This window comes from Pseudomonas germanica (assembly GCF_019614655.1).
Taxonomy (GTDB): Bacteria; Pseudomonadota; Gammaproteobacteria; order Pseudomonadales; family Pseudomonadaceae; genus Aquipseudomonas; species Aquipseudomonas neuropathica.
This window is the reverse complement of the sequence record NZ_CP071586.1, coordinates 6402774-6419924: the sequence shown is the minus strand read 5'-3', so window position 1 is coordinate 6419924 and position 17151 is coordinate 6402774. Positions and strand designations below refer to the sequence as shown.

General features: G+C 59.7%; 16 protein-coding genes. 8 read left to right on the top strand and 8 right to left on the bottom strand.

Features of this window, described 5'->3' with window-relative positions; all coding sequences use genetic code 11:
• Positions 1-21: 21 nt before the first annotated feature.
• The 4 genes from J0G10_RS28530 to J0G10_RS28515 form a co-directional block, all read right to left on the bottom strand.
• Positions 22-498: a thioesterase family protein gene (locus J0G10_RS28530; protein ID WP_220557102.1), complete on the bottom strand. Its 477-nt coding sequence runs from the start codon at positions 496-498 to the stop codon at positions 22-24.
• A 227-nt stretch (positions 499-725) separates the two neighbouring features.
• Positions 726-1691, bottom strand: a complete 966-nt coding sequence (locus J0G10_RS28525) for an L-carnitine dehydrogenase (protein ID WP_220557101.1) — start codon at positions 1689-1691, stop codon at positions 726-728.
• 158 nt (positions 1692-1849) lie between these two features.
• On the bottom strand, positions 1850-2737 hold the full coding sequence (locus tag J0G10_RS28520; protein ID WP_016983621.1) for a beta-keto acid cleavage family enzyme: 888 nt from the start codon (positions 2735-2737) through the stop codon (positions 1850-1852).
• Positions 2738-2846: 109 nt separating this feature from the next.
• A complete protein-coding gene (locus J0G10_RS28515; RefSeq protein WP_093429894.1) occupies positions 2847-3791 on the bottom strand; it encodes a choline ABC transporter substrate-binding protein in 945 nt (314 codons plus the stop codon).
• 207 nt (positions 3792-3998) lie between these two features.
• On the opposite strand from J0G10_RS28515, the gene J0G10_RS28510 reads away from it, so the two are divergent.
• Positions 3999-4943: a GlxA family transcriptional regulator gene (locus J0G10_RS28510; RefSeq protein ID WP_095050255.1), complete on the top strand. Its 945-nt coding sequence runs from the start codon at positions 3999-4001 to the stop codon at positions 4941-4943.
• Between the two features lie 121 nt (positions 4944-5064).
• Here J0G10_RS28510 and J0G10_RS28505 read toward each other — a convergent pair whose 3' ends face one another.
• On the bottom strand, positions 5065-5481 hold the full coding sequence (locus J0G10_RS28505) for a DUF3010 family protein (protein ID WP_095050256.1): 417 nt from the start codon (positions 5479-5481) through the stop codon (positions 5065-5067).
• A gap of 229 nt (positions 5482-5710) precedes the next feature.
• Here J0G10_RS28505 and J0G10_RS28500 point away from each other — a divergent pair, with 229 nt between their 5' ends.
• On the top strand, positions 5711-6676 hold the full coding sequence (locus J0G10_RS28500) for a tyrosinase family protein (RefSeq protein WP_095050257.1): 966 nt from the start codon (positions 5711-5713) through the stop codon (positions 6674-6676).
• Positions 6677-6739: 63 nt separating this feature from the next.
• Here the strand turns inward: J0G10_RS28500 and J0G10_RS28495 are convergent, their stop codons facing one another.
• The 3 genes from J0G10_RS28495 to J0G10_RS28485 all read right to left on the bottom strand — a co-directional run bounded on the left by J0G10_RS28495 (position 6740) and on the right by J0G10_RS28485 (position 7915).
• The gene (locus J0G10_RS28495; RefSeq protein ID WP_095050258.1) at positions 6740-7063 is read right to left on the bottom strand and encodes a helix-turn-helix domain-containing protein; all 324 of its coding nucleotides are present in this window, start codon (positions 7061-7063) and stop codon (positions 6740-6742) included.
• The gene (locus J0G10_RS28490) at positions 7047-7301 is read right to left on the bottom strand and encodes a type II toxin-antitoxin system RelE family toxin (RefSeq protein WP_095050259.1); all 255 of its coding nucleotides are present in this window, start codon (positions 7299-7301) and stop codon (positions 7047-7049) included. The genes J0G10_RS28495 and J0G10_RS28490 overlap by 17 nt, the downstream gene beginning before the upstream one ends.
• A 212-nt stretch (positions 7302-7513) precedes the next feature.
• Positions 7514-7915 carry a lysozyme inhibitor LprI family protein gene (locus J0G10_RS28485; protein ID WP_150776405.1) on the bottom strand — a complete coding sequence of 134 codons (402 nt, stop codon included), beginning with the start codon at positions 7913-7915 and terminating at the stop codon, positions 7514-7516.
• A 234-nt stretch (positions 7916-8149) separates the two neighbouring features.
• On the opposite strand from J0G10_RS28485, the gene J0G10_RS28480 reads away from it, so the two are divergent.
• From J0G10_RS28480 to etfB, 6 genes are all read left to right on the top strand, one after another.
• Positions 8150-9127 (top strand): dipeptidase, encoded by a 978-nt coding sequence (locus J0G10_RS28480; protein WP_007962626.1) that lies wholly within the window; start codon positions 8150-8152, stop codon positions 9125-9127.
• A 214-nt stretch (positions 9128-9341) separates the two neighbouring features.
• The gene (locus J0G10_RS28475; RefSeq protein ID WP_008083165.1) at positions 9342-9872 is read left to right on the top strand and encodes a DUF5943 domain-containing protein; all 531 of its coding nucleotides are present in this window, start codon (positions 9342-9344) and stop codon (positions 9870-9872) included.
• Positions 9873-9887: 15 nt separating this feature from the next.
• Positions 9888-11948 carry a dimethylglycine demethylation protein DgcA gene (gene dgcA, locus J0G10_RS28470; RefSeq protein WP_220557100.1) on the top strand — a complete coding sequence of 687 codons (2061 nt, stop codon included), beginning with the start codon at positions 9888-9890 and terminating at the stop codon, positions 11946-11948.
• Positions 11949-12111: 163 nt separating this feature from the next.
• Positions 12112-14061: a dimethylglycine demethylation protein DgcB gene (dgcB, locus tag J0G10_RS28465; protein WP_220557099.1), complete on the top strand. Its 1950-nt coding sequence runs from the start codon at positions 12112-12114 to the stop codon at positions 14059-14061.
• Positions 14061-15281 (top strand): electron transfer flavoprotein subunit alpha, encoded by a 1221-nt coding sequence (gene etfA / locus J0G10_RS28460; protein WP_099757375.1) that lies wholly within the window; start codon positions 14061-14063, stop codon positions 15279-15281. The genes dgcB and etfA overlap by 1 nt, the downstream gene beginning before the upstream one ends.
• Positions 15282-15290: 9 nt before the next feature.
• Positions 15291-16061 carry an electron transfer flavoprotein subunit beta gene (gene etfB / locus J0G10_RS28455; protein ID WP_064119206.1) on the top strand — a complete coding sequence of 257 codons (771 nt, stop codon included), beginning with the start codon at positions 15291-15293 and terminating at the stop codon, positions 16059-16061.
• The last annotated feature ends 1090 nt before the right edge of the window (positions 16062-17151 follow it).

Below are 17151 nucleotides of genomic sequence, written 5' to 3'. Positions count from 1 at the left end.
CGGCTCCTTGTGATCGATGGATTACCTGGCGGGTGGCAGTGCGATAACGCGGCCGATGTAAGCGGGAGCGGGCAAGTCTTTCTGCTCGGCGACGATGCTTTGCAGGCGGCTCAGGGTGTCCGCGCTGAACGTTGCCGAACGCGGGCCGGCGAGGTCGACGTGCAAGAGCATTTGTTCGTTGCCGGCCAGTTCCTGCTCGTCACCGACCTTGTGCAGGCTGTGATAGAGGTGCAGGCGTTTGCTGTCGTGGGCGATGATTTGCGTGCGTACTTCCACCTCGGTATCGAGTTTCACTTCGTGCAGATAATTGAGGTGCAGTTCGAGGGTGAACAGCGAGTTGCCACTGGCTTCGCGGTTGTTGCTGTCCATGCCGAGGCGGTCCATCAGGGCGTCGGTGGCGTAGCTGAAAATCAGCAGGTAGAAGGCGTCGCGCAGGTGGCCGTTGTAGTCGACCCAGTCGGGGATGATTGTGGTTTGGTAGGTGGTGAGAGTGGGCATGATTGGGTTCCGGCAGTGGGCGGGTCGTTAGGATCAAGAGCTACCCCCTCACCCCAGCCCTCTCCCCCAAGGGGGCGAGGGGGAAAGGGAGCCGATCTTTATGCTATTCAAAACTTGAGTTCGGCTCGGTGGTGCAAGTCGGCGTAACTCGAACAATCAACACGGTCAGTCCCCTCTACCTCCGGGAGAGGGCTAGGGTGAGGGACTGCAATGTCACGGCAGACATATCACTCGCTGAACGCCATCCCATGCTTCTCCTTGGAGGTCTTCACCGCCTCCAGCACCGCCAGCAAGCAATCATCACGATAGCGCTCCAGCGCCGAAATGCTGTGACGACCAAGCTGATCACTGGTGCCATCAACCACATCATCAATCAACTTGTCAGTCAGTTCCGGCGCTGGCAGATACGTCCACGGCAACTGCAACGCCGGGCCGAATTGCGACATGAAGTGGCGCATGCCGGCATCACCCCCGGCCAAGGTATAAGTCAGGAACGTACCCATGAACGACCAGCGCAGGCCGGCGCCAAAGCGAATCGCATCATCGATCTCGCCAGTGGTCGCGACACCATCGTTGACCAGGTGCAGCGCCTCACGCCACAGCGCTTCAAGCAAGCGGTCGGCGATGAAACCGGGCACTTCTTTGCGCACGTGCAGCGGACGCATGCCGAGGGATTCGTAGACTTTCATCGCTGCCTGAACGGCCTCGGGCGCGGTGTTCTTGCCGCCCACGACTTCGACCAGCGGCAGCAGATAAACCGGGTTGAACGGGTGGCCGACCACGCAGCGTTCGGGGTGCGTTGAGCTCTCGTAGAACTCACTTGGCAGCAGGCCCGAGGTACTCGAACCGATCAACGCATTAGGCTTGGCCGCGGCGCTGATTTTGCTGTGCAGCTCGAGTTTCAGTTCCAGGCGTTCCGGGGCGCTTTCCTGAATGAAGTCGGCATCGCGTACGCACTCCTCGATGGTCGCGACAAAGCGCAGACGATCCTGCGAAGCACCCGGTGCCAGACCGTTTTTCTCCAGTGCGCCCCAGGCATTGGCTACGCGTTTGCGCAGTGCCGCTTCGGCGCCCGGTGCCGGGTCCCAGGCCACCACGTCGAGGCCATGGGCGAGGGCGCGCGCGACCCAGCCACTGCCGATGACACCGCTGCCCAGCGCGGCGAAGGTTTTGATTTCGGTGATAAAGCTCATAGGAATTTTCCCGTGGAAGGTAATCCCTGTAGGAGCTGCCGAAGGCTGCGATCTTTTGATCTTGATCTTGAGAAACAAAATCAAAAGATCGCAGCCTTCGGCAGCTCCTACAGGTGAAATTTGGGGGGCAGTTAGAGCCCCATTTTTTGAGCTGAGGGTTAACCGCGCTGGGTCAGGCCCATTTTCTTGCGGCCCTCGGCCGGGGTCAGCACCCGGGCGCCGAGGCGGCTGAGGATTTCGGTGGCGCGTTCGACCAGTTGGCCGTTGGTCGCCAGCACGCCCTTGTCCAGCCACAGGTTGTCTTCCAGCCCGACCCGCACGTTGCCGCCCAACAGCACCGCTTGCGCTGCCATTGGCATCTGCATACGGCCAATGCCAAACCCGGCCCACACCGCATCGGCGGGCAGGTTGTCGACCATGGCTTTCATCGTGGTGGTATCCGCCGGCGCGCCCCACGGGATGCCCAGGCACAGCTGGAACAACGGGTTATCGAGCAGACCTTCCTTGATCATCTGCTTGGCGAACCACAGGTGACCGGTGTCGAAAATCTCCAGCTCGGCCTTCACGCCCAGCTCGGTAATACGCTTGGCGCCGGCACGCAGTTGCGCCGGAGTGGAGACATAAATGGTGTCGCCATCGCCGAAGTTCAGCGTGCCGCAATCGAGGGTGCAGATTTCCGGCAGCAACTCTTCAACGTGTGCGAGACGGGTCAGCGGGCCGACCAGATCGGTGTTCGGGCCGAACTCCATCGGGTTCTCGCCCGCGCCGATCTCCAGGTCGCCGCCCATACCGGCGGTGAGGTTGACGATGATGTCGACGTCGGCCTCGCGGATGCGCTCCATCACTTCGCGGTACAGCGCCACGTCACGGCTGAACTTGCCGGTCTGCGGATCGCGCACATGGCAGTGCACGACGGTGGCGCCAGCCTTGGCCGCTTCCACCGCAGCAGCAGCAATTTGTTTCGGGGTGACCGGCACGTGCGGGCTCTTGGCGGTCGTGTCGCCAGCACCGGTGAGTGCGCAGGTGATGATGACGTCGTGGTTCATGGTGCGGTTTCCTTCAGGCGTGATGGGTCTGTCCGCAGCCCTTTTCCGGGCTGCGAAGCGTCGTTCAGTTCCCTCTCCCAACGGGAGAGGGCTAGGGTGAGGGTCGCGGTTATTTGCTGGTCAGCTGCAGGTTTTCAGCCGCCGGTTTGCCATCGAACGTGGTCACACCTTCAAGCCAGCGCTGCTTGTCTTCCGGGTGATCCTTGAGCCATTGCTTGGCCGATTCGAAGGCGTCCTTGTGATCGAGCAGCGGTTGCATCATCCGGCTCTCGTCTTCGGCGGTGAACGTCAGGTTGGTCAGCAGACGGCCAACGTTCGGGCACTGCTCGGCGTATTTCGGCGCTGTGACCGTCCACACGGTGGCCATGCCTTCGTTCGGGCCGAGGGCGTCGTCGCTGCCGGTCAGATAAGTCATCTTGACGTTGACGTTCATCGGGTGCGGCGCCCAGCCGAAGAACACCACGGCCTCTTTGCGGCGCACGGCGCGGTCGACGGCGGCGAGCATGCCGGCCTCGCTCGACTCGACCAACTGGAACTTGCCGAGGCCGAACTGGTTCTTGGCGATCATCGCCTTGATCTGCGTGTTGGCGCCCGAGCCTGGCTCGATGCCGTAGATCTTGCCGCCCAGTTCTTTTTCGAACTTGGCAATGTCGGCGAAGGTTTTCAGGCCCTTGTCGGCCAGATAAGTCGGCACGGCGAGGGTCGCACGGGCATCTTTCAGGCTTGGCGCTTCGAGGACTTTGACCTGATTGGCGTCGACAAACGGCGTGATGGTCTGAGTCATCAGCGGGTTCCAGTAACCGAGGAACAGGTCCAGGCGCTGATCGCGGATCCCGGCGAAGATGATTTGCTGGGACGCACTGGTTTGTTTGGTGTTGTAGCCGAGGCCGTCGAGCAGGACCTGGGTCATGGCACTGGTGGCGATCACGTCGGTCCAGTTGACCACGCCCATGCGCACGTTCTGGCACGAGGCGGGTTCGGCCGCCATGACGCTGGCGCTCAAGAAAGCGGTACCGCTGAGTGCAAGAACACAGCTGCTGATCAGTCGTTTCATGTCGGGTTCCTCGGCAGGTGGTTTATTGTGGTTCCCGGCGTCTGATGCGCCGGTGATGCCAAGTTACGCAGCTATGCCCCCGTAAAAGCGCACTGCGGCGACTGGCATTTGCACTGTAGCGACCTGTGCGCTTGAACGCTGACGACAATCGGCGTATCAACGAGCCACGCTCCCCTCCCTCTCGTTACCCGCGAATCGAGTGCGCCCATGTCCCAGGACTTCTACTTTTTGCTGATGCCGGGGTTCTCCGCCATTGGCTTTATTTCCGCAATCGAACCGCTACGCGTGGCCAACCGCTTTCGTGGCGAGCTGTATCGTTGGCATGTGCTCAGCGCCGACGGCGGGGCGGTGCTGGCGAGCAACGGCATGTCGGTCAACGCCGACGCGGCACTGGAGCCGCTGAAGAAAGGCGCGACGTTGTTGGTGGTGGCCGGGTTTGAACCGCTGAAGTTCGCCACGCCAACCCTTGAACACTGGTTGCGGCGGCTGGATAACGAAGGCGTCACACTTGGTGCCATCGACACTGGCAGTTTTGTCCTCGCTGAAGCCGGTTTGCTCGACGGCCATCGCTTGACGCTGCACTGGGAAGCGATCGATGCGTTCAAGGAATCTTATCCACAGCTCAGCGTCACTCAGGAGCTGTTCGAGATCGACCGTCGGCGCATCACCTCAGCGGGCGGCACCGCCTCCATCGATTTAATGCTCGATCTGATCGCCCAGGCCCATGGGGCGCAACTGGCGATTCAGGTCAGCGAGCAATTTGTGCTGGGGCGAATTCGACCGCGAAAAGATCACCAGCGCATGGAAGTGGCCACGCGTTACGGGATCAGCAACAAGAAACTGGTGCAGGTGATTGGCGAGATGGAGCAGCACAGCGAACCGCCGCTGACTACGCTGCAATTGGCGGAATCGATCAAGGTCACGCGGCGGCAACTGGAGCGCTTGTTCCGGCTGCACCTGAACGACACGCCGAGCAATTTCTACCTGCGTCTGCGCTTGGAAAAGGCCCGGCAACTGCTGCGCCAGACTGACATGAGCGTGCTCGAAGTCAGCATCGCCTGCGGCTTCGAATCGCCGTCGTACTTCACCCGCAGTTACCGCGCAAAATTCGCCCGCTGTCCCCGCGAAGACCGCCGTACCGCCCAGGCCTGAATGGATGTACCCAAAACCCCTGTAGGAGTGAGCCTGCTCGCGATAGCGGTAAGTCAGACAACACTGATGTCGACTGACACTTCGTCATCGCGAGCAGGCTCACTCCTACAGTTTGATCGCGTTACTTCTTCACCAACGCCGAACACGCAGCCTTATAAGCCTCATGCTGATACTTGTTCAGCGTCCCCGGCAGTTCGAAATTATGCTTCTTCGCCTGCGCATTGATCGTCTGCGGCGACAACAACGTCACTTCACAGCCATCCAGCAGCTGCAAAATCCCCTCAATCTTGAAAGTGGTCGGCCCGCCGGCAAACTCACCCTTCTTGCTGCGCTTCTTGATCGCAATCCGGTCAACCGAATTCTCCCGCACAAACGACGCCACCTGCGCCGCGAACAACTTCACGTTGGCCGCTTCGTCATCGTCTTCGAGGGCGATTTTCTTGGTGGCAAGGGGAATGTGGCTCAAGGTCGAACCGTCGAGAGCGGCCACGGCGATGATCGCTTCGCTGCCTTTGATTTCGATGCCGCAGATGTTCATGGGCGAGTGACCTTATGAGCGAATTGGATGGCAGTCATGTTGACGCAGTCGGGCGGTCAAGTCACTCGCGTCGGTGCCCCAGCGGTGCAATACCGCTGGTCGGAATTCGTTACTGACCTGTAATTTCTGACAGTAGACGGCCTTCCGGCAGGCGCCTAGCTTGGTTGCCGGGGGATTGGGACGATTATCGTCCTTTCCCATTTGTGACCTCGCTCAAGGGACTGAAGACATGAAACTACGCAAGAACATTCGCTCATTGACCCAAAACGAAAAAACCAACTTCGTCGCCGCCTGCCTCCAGCTCAAACAGTCAGGTCAATATGACGAGTATGTACACCTGCATCACCAAGTCATGAAGCCTACAGTTCTGCCACATGAACCAAACGATCCAAACTACCGCAATGGCGCCCATCGGGGGCCTTCATTCCTGCCATGGCACCGCGCGTTTTTGCTGAAGTTCGAAAATGACCTTCAGGCGATTGACCCCTCCATCACGATTCCGTACTGGAACTGGACCGAAGATGCTGCCGACCCGCTCAACTCTCCGGTATGGGCTGAGGATTTCATGGGCGGTAATGGTGTTGAAGGCGATGACTGGCGTGTCGCAACCGGTCGGTTTGCCTTTAAGCATGGACAATGGCCGGTTCCCTCCTATCCGGATGACGATTTGCCAGGTCCTGGTTTGAAGCGCCAGTTCGGGCTGGTCGTGAACTCATTGCCGACCCCGGAAGATCTGCAAATGGCCTTGCGTGAAAGTCTTTACGACACCCCGCCTTATGATTCAGGCCCGACTGTGCGCGGCTTCCGAAATCGTCTGGAAGGCTGGATCACCCAGCGCGGTGATCCGCAGGTAACCACTGCGGGTTCACAACTGCATAATCGCGTCCACCTCTGGGTGGGCGGCAATATGTTGCCGATGACCTCTCCAGATGATCCGGTGTTCTTCCTTCATCACTGCTTTGTCGACAAAGTGTGGGCAGACTGGCAGTCGCTGATGCTCCAGAGCAACGAACGTTGGGCGCCGCATTACGCGCCGCTGATCAATGGTCCGAAGGGACATAACTACGATGATGTGCTCGAGCCGTTTGCGCAGTCTGCTCGGAATGTGAGCGACATTACTGACTTGGGGTATGAGTATGAGGCGCCACGTCTGATCCTCGATCATGTGAAACCTCGTTCTCCATTTCACGACTGATGCTGGCATCGGGTGGCGGTGTGAATGCCTGGCTTTTGCAGCAGGCAAACACGCCGTTACCGGCTAGAGCTCAAGCTGCTCAGAGGTGATTCCAAAGGCCGCCGCAATCTTTTCGCGAGTTGCTTTTCGTGGCTTGGACACCGTTTCCTGTTGAGCAAACGCCGGTTGCGAAATGCCCATGCGTTTGGCGACTTCTTCCTGAGTCAGGTTTAGGTATTCGCGCCAGGCACGGATCGGTGTCGCTCCGTCGACCATCCGACTGACCACTTCATGGGGAATCAGATCGGGCTGCATTTTCTGCGCGACATATTGCGCATAGGGAATGACCACGAAGGCCGGTTTGCCCTCGGCGTCGTTGATGATTTGGATGTCAGTAGGTGCGTTCATCGCGTTTTTTGACCTCTTGAATACTGACCACTTTGATTGCGCCGTCCCAGTCGAACATGACCCGATAGTTGCCGACTCGCAATCGGTAAGCATATTCATGTCCAACCAATGATTTGACGTTGCCGACATTAGGCATGTTAGCGAGCGCCGTGATGGCATCACGAACCTGTCCTTGATGAGCGCAGTGCAATTTCAGGAGTTGCTTAACGGCCTTTCGTGTCCAGTGGATGCTGTTCATGGAAGAATATAAGTCTTTTATAAGATTCGCGAATCTTTGCTTATATTTTCAAGGCGGCCAATCAAGAACAGTTGTCAGGATATTGCGTGAAGCGCCCGTAGATCGGGGCTTTCACGCAATAGGTGTAGGCGAAGTCGGCATGTGCCGTAAGAAGAAGAGATTCACGAGGCAATTGCAGAAAGCAGTGCCAATTTTCCTTCAAATTTTGAGGACTATTCCTGCCCAATCGACTCCAAAAACTCCGACCGTTCATCACTCATCCGCGCCACGCAGTCATTCTGCGCAATCGTAAACGCCTTGCTCCCCGCCGTCGCCGGGAACGCTTCCACCGCGCAATCGGCATCCCGCGTCTTCAGCCACTGCTGCTGCGCCGTCTTCAGCTTGGCGGTGATGTCCGCCAGTTGCGTCGGGTTCTTGCCGTACGCGGTCTGCATGCGTTCGGTCAGGCTGGCGTAGTTGTCCTTGAGCAGGTCTTCTGCAGTAGTGCGGCTGTAGGTCGAGCATTCCAGGGTCTGGACGTCGTTTTCGACGGCGTCGCACGGGTTGTTGTCGGACTCTTCAGCGGCGTGTACGCCGGTCGCAAGCAAAGCCAAAGCCAGGAAGATCGATTTCATTGTTGTCGCCGCTCTAATCCAGTGGTGTTTCCAAGATGGGCCAGATTCTGGCTCAAGCTGGCGGGCTTGAACAGGTAGCTGATCGGGGCGCCTGGCGACCCTTTGTCGCGGATTGACGCTTTCGGCAATTCCCCTGTCGTTTTTGCACCCGGTCGCCCCGGCACCGAGGCATATGCTGGCCCCAAAGCGCCGGCAGACGATTCGGCGCATGAATCGCCAATAAGGGGACGCCTGATGAGCCCAGCCGAATTACACGCCGACAGCATCGTTATCGACGGTCTGATCATTGCCAAATGGAACCGCGAGCTGTTCGAAGACATGCGCAAGGGCGGTCTGACGGCGGCCAACTGCACTGTGTCGGTGTGGGAAGGCTTTCAGGCGACCGTGAACAACATCGCTGCCAGCCAGAAGCTGATCCGCGAAAACAGCGACCTGGTGATGCCAGTGCGCACCACTGCCGACATCCGTCGCGCCAAGGAACAAGGCAAGACCGGCATCCTCTTCGGCTTCCAGAATGCTCACGCGTTTGAAGACCAGATCGGCTATGTCGAGGTGTTCAAACAGCTCGGCGTCGGCATCGTGCAGATGTGCTACAACACCCAGAATCTGGTCGGCACCGGTTGCTACGAGCGTGACGGCGGCCTGTCGGGTTTCGGTCGCGAAATCGTCGCCGAGATGAACCGCGTTGGCGTCATGTGCGACTTGTCCCACGTCGGTTCCAAGACTTCCGAAGAAGTCATCCTCGAATCGAAAAAACCGGTCTGCTATTCCCACTGCCTGCCGTCGGGTCTCAAAGAGCACCCGCGCAACAAGTCCGATGCAGAACTGAAGTTCATTGCCGATCACGGCGGTTTTGTCGGCGTGACCATGTTCGCGCCGTTCCTCGCCAAAGGCATCGATTCGACCATTGACGATTACGCCGAAGCGATCGAATACACCATGAACATCGTCGGCGAAGACGCCATCGGCATCGGCACCGACTTCACCCAAGGCCATGGTCAGGACTTCTTCGAATACCTGACCCACGACAAGGGCTACGCCCGCCGTCTGACCAGCTTCGGCAAGATCATCAACCCGCTGGGCATCCGCACCGTCGGCGAGTTCCCGAACCTGACCGAAACCCTGCTCAAGCGCGGCCACTCCGAGCGCGTCGTGCGCAAGATCATGGGCGAAAACTGGGTGAACGTCCTCAAAGACGTCTGGGGCGAATGAATAACTCTGGAGCCTACTCCGCTCGCCGATAGCTGCGTCAGGTCCTCGCGCCAAACTCGCCGTACGTCCCGTACTGTCTCGCTTGTCGCTCCGGTCCTTCCTTGCTCTCGACGTGCTCGCTACGGCTCCAAAGTCATTCATACGGCTTGTTTATAAGAGCAGAGCAAAAGCTTTGCTCGGCACCAACCACGAATTTTTCTGGAGTTAAGTTTCCATGGCCAAGATCGCCCCGCAATTGCCAATCGAAGTCGACAGCGAAACCGGTGTCTGGACCTCCGACGCCCTGCCAATGCTGTACGTACCGCGTCACTTCTTCGTCAACAACCACATGGGCATCGAAGAGGTTTTGGGCGCTGAAGCTTATGCCGAGATCCTCTACAAGGCCGGCTACAAGTCCGCCTGGCACTGGTGCGAGAAAGAAGCTGAATGCCACGGCCTGGAAGGCGTCGCGGTATTCGAGCATTACATGAAGCGCCTGTCGCAGCGCGGCTGGGGCCTGTTCAAGATTCAGGACATCGACCTCGACAAAGGCACTGCCAGCGTCAAGCTCGAACACTCGGCATTCGTCTACGTCTACGGCAAGGTCGGGCGCAAAGTCGATTACATGTTTACCGGTTGGTTTGCCGGGGCCATGGATCAGATTCTTGAGGCTCGCGGCAGCAAGATTCGCACCGTCGCCGAGCAAGTCTACGGTGGCTCCGAAGAAGGCCACGACGACGGCCTGTTCACCGTCAAGCCGTTGTAAGTCGAGGAACCCGCCATGGCTTTCGAAGCAATGTTCCAGCCGATCCAGATCGGCAAACTGACCATCCGCAACCGCGTGCTCAGCACCGCGCACGCTGAGGTCTACGCAACGGACGGCGGCATGACCACCGACCGCTACGTCAAATACTACGAAGAGAAAGCCAAGGGCGGCATCGGCCTGGCGATTTGCGGCGGCTCCTCTGTGGTCGCCATCGACAGCCCGCAGGAATGGTGGAGCTCGGTGAATTTGTCCACCGACCGCATCATTCCGCATTTCCAGAATCTGGCCGACGCCATGCACAAGCATGGCGCCAAGATCATGATTCAGATTACCCACATGGGCCGGCGCTCGCGCTGGGACGGCTTCAACTGGCCGACGCTGATGTCGCCCTCGGGCATCCGTGAACCGGTACACCGCGCCACCTGCAAAACCATCGAGCCGGAAGAAATCTGGCGGGTGATTGGCAACTATGCCCAGGCGGCGCGCCGGGCCAAGGCCGGTGGTCTCGACGGCGTTGAGCTGTCAGCGGTGCACCAGCACATGATCGACCAGTTCTGGAGCCCGCGCGTCAACAAGCGTACCGACGAATGGGGCGGCACCTTCGAAGGCCGGATGAAGTTCGGTCTGGAAGTGCTGAAAGCCGTGCGCGCCGAGGTCGGTGACGACTTCTGCGTGGGCATGCGTATCTGCGGTGACGAGTTCCACCCGGACGGCTTGTCCCACGAGGACATGAAGCAGATCGCTAAGTACTACGACGACACCGGCATGCTCGACTTCCTCGGTGTTGTCGGCTCGGGTTGTGACACTCACAACACCCTGGCCAACGTGATTCCGAACATGAGTTATCCACCGGAGCCGTTCCTGCATCTGGCCGCCGGGATCAAGGAAGTGGTCAAGGTGCCGGTGCTGCACGCACAGAACATCAAGGATCCGAACCAGGCCACGCGCATCCTTGAAGGCGGTTACGTCGACATGGTCGGCATGACCCGCGCGCACATTGCTGACCCGCACCTGATCGCCAAGATCAAGATGGGCCAGATCGACCAGATCAAACAGTGCGTCGGCGCCAACTATTGCATCGACCGCCAGTATCAAGGCCTCGACGTGCTGTGCATCCAGAATGCTGCAACGTCCCGTGAATACATGGGCGTGCCGCACATCATCGAGAAATCCACCGGGCCGAAGCGCAAAGTGGTGATCGTCGGTGCCGGCCCTGCCGGGATGGAAGCGGCACGGGTTGCTGCCGAGCGTGGCCACGACGTGACCCTGTTCGAGAAGAAGGAATTCATCGGCGGACAGATCACCACCGCATCGAAAGCGCCGCAGCGTGACCAGATCGCCGGTATTACCCGTTGGTTCCAACTGGAACTGGCGCGGCTGAAAGTCGATTTGCGCCTGGGCACGGCAGCTGATGCCGAGACCATCATGGACTTGCGTCCGGACGTGGTGGTGCTGGCGGTCGGCGGGCATCCGTACCTGGAACAGAACGAACACTGGGGCGCCGCCGAAGGGCTGGTGGTCAGCAGCTGGGACGTGCTCGACGGCAAGGTCGCGCCGGGCAAGAACGTGCTGGTCTACGACACCATTTGCGAGTTCACCGGGATGTCGGTTGCTGACTTCCTCGCCGACAAAGGCAGCCAGGTCGAGATTGTCACCGACGACATCAAACCGGGCGTGGCCATCGGCGGTACGTCGTTCCCGACCTACTACCGCAGCATGTACCCGAAAGAAGTGATCATGACCGGCGACATGATGCTGGAAAAGGTCTACCGCGAAGGCGACAAACTGGTCGCGGTGCTGGAGAACGAATACACCGGCGCGAAAGAGGAGCGGGTGGTCGATCAGGTGGTGGTGGAAAACGGTGTGCGTCCGGATGAGGAAATCTACTACGCGCTCAAAGAGGGTTCGCGCAACAAGGGCCAGATCGACGTCGAAGCGTTGTTCGCGATCCAGCCGCAACCTTCGCTGAGCACCACCGGCGACGGCTACTTGCTGTTCCGCATCGGCGACTGCGTGGCGCAGCGCAACACGCACGCCGCGATCTATGACGCCCTGCGGCTCTGCAAGGATTTCTAAGGGCTAGTGAACCGATCGTTCCCGCGCTCTGCGTGGGAATGCCGCAATGGACGCTCTGCGTCCGCTTGGGACGCGAAGCGTCCCGGGATGCATTCCCACGCAGAGCGTGGGAACGATCATTGAACGCCGTGTTTCTCCAGGTTGTACTGGTGGGAGCTTCACCATGTTGAACACCCTTCTTCCAATCCTGTTGTTCGCAGCTATCGGGCTTGGTGTCCTCGGCGCGTTGCGGCGGGTAGCGATGTGGCGCCGGGGCCGGGCCTCGAAGGTCGATCTGATCGGCGGCCTGTTCGCCATGCCCAAGCGCTACATGGTCGATTTGCACCATGTCGTGGCGCGGGACAAATACATCGCCAACACCCACGTGGCCACGGCCGGCGGTGCGGTGGCGTCGATTGTGCTGGCGCTGCTGGTGCACGGTTTCGGCCTGCATAACCGCATACTCGGTTACGCCTTGCTGCTGATGACGGCGGTGATGTTCGTCGGTGCGATCTTCGTTTATCTGCGTCGGCGCAACCCGCCGGCGCGGCTGTCGAAAGGCCCGTGGATGCGCCTGCCGAAAAGCCTGCTGGCGTTCTCGGCGTCGTTCTTTCTGCTGACCTTGCCGGTGGCCGGGATTCTTCCGGAAAACTTTGGCGGCTGGATTCTCGCGGTCATCCTCGGGATCGGCGTGTTGTGGGGCGTGTCGGAACTGTTCTTCGGCATGACCTGGGGCGGGCCGATGAAACACGCCTTTGCCGGTGCCTTGCACTTGGCGTGGCACCGTCGCGCTGAACGTTTTGGTGGTGGTCGTTCCACCGGCCTCAAACCGCTGGATCTCAATGATCCTTCAGCACCATTAGGGGTAGAGAAACCCAAGGATTTCACCTGGAACCAGTTGCTCGGTTTCGACGCCTGCGTGCAGTGCGGCAAGTGCGAAGCGGCGTGCCCGGCGTTCGCTGCCGGTCAGCCGCTGAACCCGAAGAAACTGATTCAGGACATGGTCGTCGGTCTCGCCGGTGGCACCGATGCGAAGTTCGCCGGCAGCCCGTATCCCGGCAAACCAGTGGGCGAACACAGCGGTAATCCACATCAACCGATCGTTAACGGTCTGGTCGACGCTGAAACCCTGTGGTCGTGCACCACCTGCCGTGCCTGCGTCGAGGAGTGCCCGATGATGATCGAGCACGTCGACGCCATCGTCGACATGCGCCGGCACCTGACCCTGGAAAAAGGCGCGACCCCGAATAAGGGCGCCGAGGTCCTCGAAAACCTGATCGCCACCGACAACCCAGGCGGTTTCGCCCCGGGCGGGCGGATGAACTGGGCGGCGGATCTGAACCTCAATCTGCTTAGCGAGAAGAAATCCACCGACGTACTGTTCTGGGTCGGCGACGGAGCCTTCGACATGCGCAACCAGCGCACTTTGCGCGCGTTCGTCAAAGTGCTGAAAGCGGCGAAAATCGACTTCGCCGTGTTGGGGCTGGAAGAACGTGACAGTGGCGACGTGGCTCGCCGTCTTGGCGATGAAGCAACCTTCCAGTTGCTCGCCAAGCGCAACATCCAGACCCTGGCCAAATACAGCTTCAACCGCATCGTTACCTGCGATCCGCATAGCTTCCATGTGTTGAAAAACGAGTACGGCGCGTTCGACGGCAACTATCTGGTGCAACACCACAGCACCTACATGGCGGAAATTATTCAGGCCGGTGCGTTGAACCTCGGTCAGCACAAAGGCAACAGCGTGACCTATCACGACCCGTGCTACCTCGGTCGTTACAACGGCGAGTACGAAGCGCCGCGTGAAGTGCTGCGTGCGCTCGGTATTGAAGTCAAAGAGATGCAACGTTCCGGCTTCCGTTCGCGCTGCTGCGGCGGTGGCGGCGGGGCGCCGATCACCGACATTCCGGGTAAGCAACGGATTCCTGATATGCGCATGGAAGACATCCGCGAGACCGGCGCCGAACTGGTGGCCGTGGGTTGTCCACAGTGCACGGCGATGCTCGAAGGCGTGGTCGAACCGCGTCCGCTGATCAAGGACATCGCCGAACTGGTCGCCGACGCGCTGCTCGAAGACGCCGCGCCGAACAAGCCTGCCACCCCGGCCAAACGTGAACCTGCGGAGGCCCACTGATGAGCGACATTATCCGCCGCGACCCGCGCGCCGAATGGATTGCGCGTAACCGACTGCACCCGCTGCACGCGGCCATGCAACCGGCGCAACACAGCTGGATGGGGCCCAACGGCGTCATTCGCAAGAATCTGCATGGCATCGGTTTTATCGGCCCCAACGGCATCAAGCGTATCGACCGCAGCGGCGCGCAACAGGGCGGGGCGGTCAAACGCTCGGCGGCTGTGGAAGTGCAATTGCCGCTGCATCAGGTGCCCGCGCCGGCGTTCTACATCAGCGTGGTACCGGACATGGTCGGTGGCCGCTTGAGCATTCACGACCGTGATTTGTTTGGCCTCGCCCATCAGCTCGCCGGTAATGACGGCGCAGTGTTGGCGGTGGTCTTTGGCGAGCATAAGGAAAACGCTTTCGCGACCGCTGGCGTCGATCGCTTGCTGGTACTCGAAGGCGAGGAATTCAGCGGTTATGCACCGGAGCAACGGGTGCAAGGTTTGCGCGCTGTGGATAACCAGTTCAACCCGCGTCATTGGTTGCTGCCGGACAGCCGCAGCGGTGGCGGTGAACTCGGTCGACGCTTTGCGGCGGCATTGGGCGAGCGCCCGGCGACACGGGTCTGGCAGGTCAAGGATCAGGAATGCATCGGCCGCGCTGGCGCGGGGCTGCAAGACCTTGCCCGTCCCGTCGCACGGTTGATTCTGGCGGCGGCCGAATGCGCTGAACCGGTCAGTGAAACCCGTCACGAAGCGTTGCCGGTGGAGTTATCCACAAGTGTCGCTCGTAGCCTGTCGCGGATTGAAGATCTCGGCGCCGTTGCGGTCGACCCGGCAGCGATTCCGATGGCCGAAGCGGAGTTCATTTTCTCCGGCGGCAACGGCGTCAAGGACTGGGCACTGTTCCACGAAACGGCGGCGGCACTCGGCGCTACCGAAGGTGCGTCGCGGGTGGCGGTGGACGATGGCTTCATGGCCCGTGATCGCCAGGTCGGCGCGTCCGGCACCTGGGTTACCGCGCGGGTGTATGTTGCGGTGGGGATTTCCGGGGCGATCCAGCACCTGCAAGGCATTGGTGCCTGTGACAAGGTGGTGGCGATCAACCTCGATCCGGGTTGCGACATGATCAAGCGTGCAGACCTCTCTGTGATCGGCGAGAGCGCAGAGATTCTTCAGGCGTTGATCGAGGCGGTGGCGGCTTACCGCAACGAAGCCAAGCGCGATGCGGCTTAAGGAAACGCTATGAACACGAAAGTAATCAGTCTGGTTTCAATCGGCGCTCACCCTACTTCCGGGCGGCCACGCCGCGCTGATCAGGACGCGCGCGCCGTGGAACTGGGTTTGCAACTGGCTGGGGATAACTTGCAAGTGCTGCATGCCGGCGACGTTGCGGAGCCGGCGTTGCGCGCCTATCTGGGCATGGGTCTTGAGCAGATGCATGTGCTGGAGCAACCGGCTGGTGCCGATGCGCTGCCGGCGCTGACCGCGTATCTGCGTGATGCCGGTGCGCAGGTGGTGCTGACCGGCAGCCAGGCGGAAACCGGCGAAGGTTCGGGGATGTTGCCGTTCTTGCTGGCGGAAGGTCTGGGCTGGCCGCTGGTGGTGGGACTGGCGCAGGTCGAGTCGATCAACGACGGTTCGGCGCTGGTGCTGCAAGCGTTGCCGCGCGGGCAACGGCGCCGGTTGAAAGTGAAGCTGCCGTTTCTGGCGACTGTGGATAACGCCGCGCCGAAACCTCGGCAGAGTGCCTACGGGCCGGCGCGACGCGGGGTCTTGCAGGCTGACGACGTCGAAGTGGTGGACGATGAGTTGCTCGCGGTTGCTACTTTGCAACCGGCCAAGCCACGGCCGAAACGCTTGAAGGTGATCAAGGCCAAGAGTGGGGCGGACCGGATGAAGGCCGCGACGGCCAAGGCCAGTGGGGGCGGGGGGCAAGTGCTCAAAGGTGTTACTGCACAGGCCGGGGCTGAAGCGATCCTCAAGTTGCTGATTGAAGAAGGTGTGGTTCGCTGAAAAGCCCCTCACCCTAGCCCTCTCCCAGAGGGAGAGGGGATCTACGGTGGCGTACTCAAGCGTTACATCGACCTGAGAGATCGGCGTGAACTCAGGTCTGGCCAAGCTAAGGACACCGCATAAGTCGCAAGTCGCTGCATATTTCCAATACACCTGGGTCGGCTCCCTCTCCCGGAGGGAGAGGGCTGGGGTGAGGGGGGCTGTTTACCCACAATCCCTGTTGGCGGATCTGTGGATAACGTGTTCGCCCATCCCTGCACCCCGCGCCAATCAAGCCCTACAGCCCTTCGATCAAAAAACAACCAGCCTAAGTCACGGATTTTCAGGGCTTTTTCGGCAGGATAACTCAGCAAGTTGCCCCCAATCTCTGTTGGCGTTTCTGTGGATAAGATGTTCGCTATCCGATGAGACCCTTACTAAACGTGGCCTGCGAAGGATCGATCAAAAAACAATCAAATCATCTGTTTCAACGAAAAACTCCCGCACAAACCTCGATTTCACACAGCCTCCAACGCTTTTCCACAGCAAGGCCAAAGTTACCCCCGATCTCTGTTGGCGCTTCTGTGGATAACGTGTTTGCCATCCCCTACAGGCCTTACAGAACGTGGCTTGCAAGAATGTGATCAAAAAACAACCAATACGTCTGGCAAACCGTCATTCTGGATAAGTCACGATTTTTCTCTACAAATCAGCAAGTTATTTTTTTAATCATCCACAGTTACCCCCATTTGCTGTGGGTGGCTATGTGGATAACTTGTTCGTCAAACCCCGCAAGCCCCGTCCGGCATAGTCCAAATGGCAATTGATCACATTTCATACAGTTCTAAGACGTTGCCTTGACTTCGATTCCTGCGCTGTCTTCACTGCAATGGCACAAGGACAGCCGTCACTTATCCACATCAGGTTCTGGGAGAACGCATGATGGATAGTCAGCCGCACCGCCCCCCGCCCTCGCCACGCAAGCGCACGCTACGGCGCGCCGCCAATCAGCACGCTCGCCTGTAGCGCGCCCCACCCGCCAGACCGCTGTGCTGTCGCCGGACTTGATCCGGTGGCCAGGTGCCCGTCCGCCCATTGATTGCAGGCAACC